The 6,000-nt window shown below is 32.4% G+C and carries 8 protein-coding genes; 2 read left to right on the top strand and 6 right to left on the bottom strand.

The annotated features are described in order from the left end of the window. The first annotated feature begins 232 nt into the window (after positions 1–232). Both H9632_RS17940 and H9632_RS17935 read left to right on the top strand, forming a co-directional pair. A complete protein-coding gene (locus H9632_RS17940; RefSeq protein ID WP_191705434.1) occupies positions 233–685 on the top strand; it encodes a hypothetical protein in 453 nt (150 codons plus the stop codon). 213 nt (positions 686–898) lie between these two features. Continuing rightward, positions 899–1,162, top strand: coding sequence for an RNA polymerase sigma factor (locus H9632_RS17935; protein WP_191705433.1), 264 nt, complete (start codon positions 899–901; stop codon positions 1,160–1,162). 290 nt (positions 1,163–1,452) lie between these two features. Here H9632_RS17935 and H9632_RS17930 read toward each other — a convergent pair whose 3' ends face one another. The 6 genes from H9632_RS17930 to H9632_RS17910 form a co-directional block, all read right to left on the bottom strand. After that, complete coding sequence (locus tag H9632_RS17930; RefSeq protein ID WP_191705432.1) at positions 1,453–1,878, bottom strand: cytidine deaminase; 426 nt, start codon at positions 1,876–1,878, stop codon at positions 1,453–1,455. Between the two features lie 194 nt (positions 1,879–2,072). After that, positions 2,073–2,861: a lipid II flippase Amj family protein gene (locus H9632_RS17925; RefSeq protein ID WP_225223913.1), complete on the bottom strand. Its 789-nt coding sequence runs from the start codon at positions 2,859–2,861 to the stop codon at positions 2,073–2,075. Between the two features lie 493 nt (positions 2,862–3,354). Continuing rightward, positions 3,355–3,558 (bottom strand): hypothetical protein, encoded by a 204-nt coding sequence (locus H9632_RS18940; protein ID WP_225223911.1) that lies wholly within the window; start codon positions 3,556–3,558, stop codon positions 3,355–3,357. 28 nt (positions 3,559–3,586) lie between these two features. Next, positions 3,587–4,369, bottom strand: coding sequence for an MBL fold metallo-hydrolase (locus H9632_RS17920; RefSeq protein ID WP_191705431.1), 783 nt, complete (start codon positions 4,367–4,369; stop codon positions 3,587–3,589). Positions 4,370–4,392: 23 nt separating this feature from the next. Continuing rightward, complete coding sequence (locus H9632_RS17915; protein ID WP_318247717.1) at positions 4,393–4,863, bottom strand: DMP19 family protein; 471 nt, start codon at positions 4,861–4,863, stop codon at positions 4,393–4,395. Between the two features lie 218 nt (positions 4,864–5,081). Next, on the bottom strand, positions 5,082–5,702 hold the full coding sequence (locus H9632_RS17910; protein WP_191705430.1) for a hypothetical protein: 621 nt from the start codon (positions 5,700–5,702) through the stop codon (positions 5,082–5,084). Positions 5,703–6,000 lie beyond the last annotated feature (298 nt).

Below are 6,000 nucleotides of genomic sequence, written 5' to 3'. Positions count from 1 at the left end.
GGTTGACACTCAAGCATCATACAAGAGGGCTTTTTTGTTTTCAAGTCCCCGAAAATCCTTCTAACAGGAATGCTCCAAATTAATTTTATTTTAATAACGCTTACAAATGTCTAAATATTTCCAGTCCCCAATATAACGTTAATAAATGACCAAGTTTTACTGAATGGAGACTTTTAGTTGATTTATAATTTAATTTAACCATATAATTACATAAATTGCAGGGGGTGTAATTTTGAAAGGGAAACACATTTTAATAGTTATTATCGTTATTTTAGTCGGTGTTTTGGGGTTGAAATTTATGATTGATAACAAAACATATTCAGCTAATGAAATTTTAGAAAATCCTGACTTTAGTGCAGCTAATCGAGAGATGGAAGTTATAAAAATTAAACATAATCCCCTTGAATTAATAACTATAGAAATTCCAGCAGACCAGCAAAAATTGCTTATTGAAAGCTTTAAAAATCTATCATTTAAAAAAAATAAAGATTCTCAAATAGAATACCATTATCGTTTTAATTTCTCTTTAAACTCAAATTTTGCTTTTTATATAGATGTAGATAAGGGGATAATAGTTAATCTTTCTGATAAAAACCAAAAATATGTGATTATAAATGATGAAAATTTCTTAGAAAATTTTAAAGAAATAATAGAAAATGAAAAAGAAGTAATTAATAGTAATTGAATCTTTGTATTTATGAAGCTAGTCATTTTCCTTCAGGGAGATGACTGGCTTTCTCTTATATTGTCACATAAGATTAAAGATAACTTTAAATTAACATATTTTCCCTATAATTATAAGGTTAAAATGCATTAAACAAAAGCCCGCATTAAAAACTCATTAAATTTAAAACTTATTCTTCACTTATTTGACTATATATACAAAGGAGGCAAACAAATGACTTGGGAGGAATTGTATTTAAAATATAGTGATGCCATACACAACTACATTTTATTACTTGTTGGTAATCATGAAGTTGCAGAAGATCTTACACACAATACCTTTGTTAAAGTGAAGTATTCATTAAACCATTTCAGAGGCGAATCATCGAAGAAAACATGGCTTTTTTCCGTTGCCAGAAATACTACGTATGATTTTTTGAGAAGAAAAAAGATTATACAATTTATTCCCTTCATGTCTTCTGGCTTTGGACATATTTGAACGAGGAAGATCACAAAGTCTATGAATACAGTCTATATGAAAATGGTTATTCTAAAAATACTCCCATTTATTAGGTTCTACTAATGTTTTTTTAGGCAACTAATTATATCGCTGCAGTTTCGCTAAGGTTAATATATTGTGATGTAATACCAAAAATCTGCAGCGAGCGTTCTTTCTAGCAATATATATTATTGAACGACTACTAATTTATCTTCTAGGCTCATTTTAGTCATTTAAAAACCGCACCCCTTGTTAGATGTGTCTAAAAGAGTGCAGTTCAAATTTGGGAACTATATTTTTTGCCAATGTTCAAGCATTTCATCGTAATATGTGTCTGTCCAGTGGTAAGGTTGTAGTTCCTTTAATGTTTTATAAATAATTGCTTGTGTATCATTTGAAATGGCACATTGGACTTGGGGACCCCAGTAGAATAACCGTTCTTGACAGACCCCACAAGGTGAAAGCACCTTTAATGGTGAATGTTCATCTTCTCGTGCTAAACAAATACTATGTGTTACTTGTTTGTTGTATTTGTGAGCTTCTAATATTGCACCCGTTTCCATACAGAGAGCTGTTGAATCATTAATTACTTCTGGCGCTACGCTTGTATAAATTGTACCATCTTCTACACGAACGGCTGCTGCACCACCCCAACCGATAGGATATCTTTCTTCAACTAAATTTCTTACAATATCATATAGTTCTTTATCATTCATTAGTTTGTTACTCCTTAATAGTTACCGTAGACATCATGTATATATTCTGATAAAGCATAATCTCTACCATCATTTTCTTCTTATCATATTTAATTCTATTTACGTGTTTGATATCTGCTTTTATTTTGTTTTCATTTCATCTTAAAATTAAGTTTAACCCTATTTTCTCTTAAACGAGAATCAATTATATATTACTATGCAATGAATTTTGCAAACCAAGCAACATAATGTGCTCCTGGAATAAATAGGAGTTGGGCAAATATAGTTCCTAAAAGTCTTGAACTCATCATCATAACCGAAGCTCTTTTCAACTCAGAATAATTTCCTTTTTTATTAATTACATCATCAGCCAAAATAGATATTTTTGGGTCAATAAATATAATTAATAACATTGTGGCTATACCGTTTATTAATCCCGAAGCCATAATTGCCGTTGTTTTGTATTCAGGAACCAATAAGCTAGCATATAAAGCCGATAAAACCCCTATTGTATAAACAGCAGTAATGACAATATTAATAATAAATAACTTTATTGGAATATCACGTATCCCTATTCCTCGTAAATATGAAAGGCTTGGTTTGCGTAAATGTTTGAATGCACGACGTAAATAGTCAAATGTAAAACCTTTTTTCAATAAAGCTGGGATTGAACCCCTTTCATCAGCTAAATGAATAATCGCTCTAGAAAAAATGGCTACAAAGGTTGGTAAACAAATAATGCCAAGTAACGTACCGAGTGAAGCTGAACCGATAAGAAATCGGAATTGATGCTCGACAAATTGTAAAGCATGATTAGAAGGAGCATTATCTATCAAGCTCCCTGTAAATGGCTGCTGCATCATATTAGATAGTCTTGAAACCATTACCATTACATTAAAAAGTGACAATGCCGATGCTAATAAGCGAACACGAGCTCCAGAAAGTCGCACTGCATACGCTAATGTTTCAATCGAGTGAATGATTAATATAAATAAAGCAATCATAATGAGTTTTTCTGTTATAAGTTCTATTGCCCCCACCTGCCATATCCTTATTTTCACATTTCAACGTTTTTATTGTAAATTAGTTCCCTCTAATTTAAACAATGCAGTAAAATAAACATCCCAAACATTGCTTTGAGACAAACGCGAGCGAAGTTTACCTCATTTCCATCGTGGATTATTCAGCCCATAAACTTCCTTTTCCAATTAAATATTTTGGACCAGCTTCTAATTTTTTCTAATTATAGAAAAACTGCCCCAAAGTTAGTTGGGGCTAACAATGGGACAGTTCATATTAGAGAGTTACAACCAATTATTCACATAAGCAACTAACCCAACAATCGCACCAATTGTGGCACCAAAAAATACAAAATAGCCCGTTTTTATTTCAGCGATGTTCCACTTATTATTTGTATTACTCATCAAATACCCCTCCCACTTTATATAATAACTATATATTACCATTAAATGGATTTCCAGTTGTGATTATAGTTCGCTAGCTAAAAAGTTCGTATAATGCAGGAACTCCTAAACCAAGAAATAGTGTAATCGTAGCAAAAAGTTTAGCTTGTTTTGTTAAACGTTTATCTCCCTCTTTTAAATATTCAAAGTAAGAAAGACTAAAGTAAAGACAAGCAGTTAGCATTATAACCGAAAATAATCCCGCACTATTTCCGATTAACATATCCGTTAATATCATCTCTAATCACATATTCTCCCTTATTTTTCTAAAATCGCACACTAAAGCCTTTAAATTGGTGTATGCCTGTTCCAAATTTCACTAAATCATTTTCTCTCAAGTAGATAACTGCCTTTTGAACTTCATTTAAAATATCAGGTTTAATTCCTAATGAATTATGCGAACCATAAATCAAATTAACGTTAGGGATTGTTGTGATTTTCTCTAAAGAGTTCACTAAATCTACAGGGTCTGTTGTTGGATAAAATGCATAAATTGGCGTTTCATCGTACAGTAAATCTCCCGTAAATAGATAGCCTTTTGTCTCGTCAAATATACAAATATGTCCTGGCGAATGTCCAGGTGTATGATAAATAATTAATTTCCGATTCCCTAAATCAAGAATATCGCCATCTTTGAATAATCCAGTAGGCTTTCCAGTAAAGGGCGTATATGTATCTGGGTTAAAGCTTTTCGGTATGGGGATTGTAATATCTCTTGCTGTGTTTGCTCTAATCTGATCTATGGACAACCCCACAATTCCATTTATTAGCCAGGATTCTTCGTACTCATGGACAAAAATACGTGGATATTCCCCATGACTTCCAATATGATCTGAGTGAACATGTGTTGTGAGCACATCAATTGGCAAGGTCGTTAGCTGATCTGTAATTCGCTTCATGTTATCAATACCTAAGCCTGTATCTATAAGAGCAGCTTTTGTTTCCCCTAATAATAAAAAGGAATGGACTTTTTCCCAATGGCCTAATTCACTTATTGCATATGTATTGTCATCAATTTGCCGAACAGTAAACCAATCATCTTTTAACATGATAACTCCCCTATCCATTCCAATTAATCTTCCACTACTTCTACTAAGTCCGTATAAATCGTAACAAAATATGTTTCCAATAACTCTCGCAACACATCATTAAGCTTGTAATACTCATCTGTCGCTTTTTCCACGATACTATAAAACTCGTCTTCTTCAATTTCATCATTTTCTAATGCAACGTACAAGCTCCACAACTTTTTACCATACTTTTTCTCAATCATCGCATAATTGTGAGCACCGATTTCCTCAAGGACGCCAATTAGTTTATTCAAGTAGTTATCTATTCCAATCTCTTTAATTTCCTGTCCAAACCATCTGAATAAACTTTCGTGTCCCCCACTTTCAAGTTCAGAGTAGTAATGATAGACAATTAATGCTTTATTTAAAGTAGGATCTTCTGATGACAAATTAGATTCACTTAAAACAGTCATTACAGCGTTTGAGATATCTGTCTTGGTCATTAAATCTTTTCTTTTCATTATAGGTTTCACAGCATTCCCTCAAATTCATGTTTTATCTTATACATAGTTCCAAATATACCCTATTCCATAAAAGTTATATTCTTCCTTTTTATTATTAAATTATATCAAATTTATAATTGGTTCTCGCTTAAGTGAGCCTAATTAAATAAAAAAGACAGTAGACAAAATCGAAATCTTCAACATGTCTACTGTATAAAGGGGATGAATAACTTTCGGCATCTTAACTATCAACTGCTCGTTACGAATTTTTTTACTTCGGAAGCCTTATCGCCGTTTAATAAATGCGTCACACCATATAGTTCACCTTTTCCCTTATGATTAATGGCAACGGCAACGTCTAAATCATTCATAATTTGCTTCATGTACTCGAATGCTTTATGCGTGTTTTCATCAGTAGGTGCCCATTCATCAACTAATTCTATTGATTCCTTCGCTTCACCATTTGGACCTAAATGTACCGTGCGGGCAAATTGCATATGAGAGATATAACTTGTTAAAAGGAACAAAGTTGTATAATCTTCTTCTAATTTTTTATTTCCTTTAATTAAATGGAGTGGTGATTCATCATTGACTACTAGTGACTTCAAGTAATACTCGAACCCTTCATCGTTGCCCGCTTTTTTCAATTTTGGGTCATTCAACGGTTCGGAAAGTAATAGATTCATCTTTGAAACCCATTCTCCGATTTCAGGATGATAAATTTGGGATTCAGATGCTTCTAGGATGTTACTATTTGTTGAGTCATTATTGTCGCTTGAATATTTAAGAGCCCCATATTCACGAACTCCAAGTGTGGCAATAATTATAACAGCAATAGTAGCAGAACCGAATAAAATTTTTCTTTTCATTCTCAAACACCTTTCCTTAATAAAGTTATTATAACCAAGAAGCGCGAGATAGACTCAATTCATTTTTTAATTAGACTTATCGCTGTTTTATTCAACTTCTTCATCTCTATGTCATTGGTAGAAAAGTTATAATCCACACCATGAATAAACTTTTCAAATACCATAGCTGTTGAGACTTGGTTATCAACACTCCAAATAATATTGTATTTTCCCTTATGGTTAGATTCTCTAAAAATATCAAGGTCATTTTTTTAGTATTTATAATCTTTTTACAGCTCTAATTTCCACCTGAATTGAC

The sequence above is a fragment of the Solibacillus merdavium genome, assembly GCF_014836935.1.
Lineage (GTDB): Bacteria > Bacillota > Bacilli > Bacillales_A > Planococcaceae > Solibacillus > Solibacillus ferritrahens.
Note: the sequence above shows the minus strand (reverse complement) of the source record. Positions and strands in the feature narration are given on the sequence as shown.

Bases quoted from the DNA above. Each gene is read 5' to 3' on its own strand.
- H9632_RS17935 (WP_191705433.1), top strand. From the start codon at position 899: ATGACTTGGGAGGAATTGTATTTAAAATATAGTGATGCCATACACAAC.
- H9632_RS17930 (WP_191705432.1), bottom strand. From the start codon at position 1,878: ATGAATGATAAAGAACTATATGATATTGTAAGAAATTTAGTTGAAGAA.
- H9632_RS17925 (WP_225223913.1), bottom strand. From the start codon at position 2,861: ATGATTGCTTTATTTATATTAATCATTCACTCGATTGAAACATTAGCG.
- H9632_RS18940 (WP_225223911.1), bottom strand. From the start codon at position 3,558: ATGATATTAACGGATATGTTAATCGGAAATAGTGCGGGATTATTTTCG.
- H9632_RS17920 (WP_191705431.1), bottom strand. From the start codon at position 4,369: ATGTTAAAAGATGATTGGTTTACTGTTCGGCAAATTGATGACAATACA.
- H9632_RS17910 (WP_191705430.1), bottom strand. From the start codon at position 5,702: ATGAAAAGAAAAATTTTATTCGGTTCTGCTACTATTGCTGTTATAATT.